General features: G+C 37.7%; 1 protein-coding gene. It reads right to left on the bottom strand.

What is annotated here, in order from left to right; translation table 11 throughout:
• A partial coding sequence (locus C0975_RS11240; RefSeq protein ID WP_143485136.1) for a phage tail tip fiber protein occupies positions 1–857 on the bottom strand: 857 nt, incomplete at both ends.

The raw sequence follows: 857 nt of genomic DNA, 5'->3' as shown, positions 1-857 counted from the left end.
GATTGTTGATAAGTATCAATTATCCCCTCACCAATCACTATTCTTGCTTGAATATTCCGTGTTCCAGGTTTATATGTAGTTATTGATATAAGTTGATCGCTATCACTACCACCTCCATGACGATTTTCTGTCGATTCATATAATCGACCAGATACCGAAGATAGTGCATCTATAATAAATAAATCTCTATCAACATTCACACTCTCAACAAGTACTCTGACTCGCTTACGTAAATAAGAAATATAATACATTGGATTTGAACCAAAAGATCCAGCACTGATAGTGCCAATTCCCTTTGAGCGACAAGTAAAAACTTCTAAGATGTTACCGCCAACAATTTGGTTTACTTCTAGATCGCCAGTAAAAGTACCAGTTACTCCTTCAATCCTTGCTCCTCGAATCAATCCCCCCTCAAAAGTGTTACCTTTGATATAGCCACCTTCGATATTAGGAGCGGTGATTATGCTGTTAGCTTGAAGCTTATCTCCGCTAATAGTCCCATTGGCAATTAAATCGCCATCTAAAACCACTTTAGAACTACCATCTTCTGTTAAGATAGAAAACGGTGTTTTCAGAGTGCTACTGTTTGGATCGGCAATAATAAATTTACTTGCAGAAATAATCACTTGAGATTCATCACTCTCAGCATCTGCACCAATTGCAATACCCGCAATCGCTTTCTTACCGCTAGCATGATCTTCAACTTTAAGAATGTGCATTGAATTCATTCTTGCTGCATTGCTTTTCCCAGTCTTCTCAATCTTCGTTATCTGTTCAGCAAGTTCTTGTGAAAAAGCATTACTTGAGATTTGACCTTTTAGATACTCAACAAGTTTTGAACCCGAGCTTTCAGATGT

Source organism: Pasteurella oralis (genome assembly GCF_002850605.1).
GTDB classification, from domain to species: Bacteria; Pseudomonadota; Gammaproteobacteria; order Enterobacterales; family Pasteurellaceae; genus Pasteurella; species Pasteurella oralis.
This window is presented reverse-complemented; position numbering and strand designations above follow the sequence as displayed.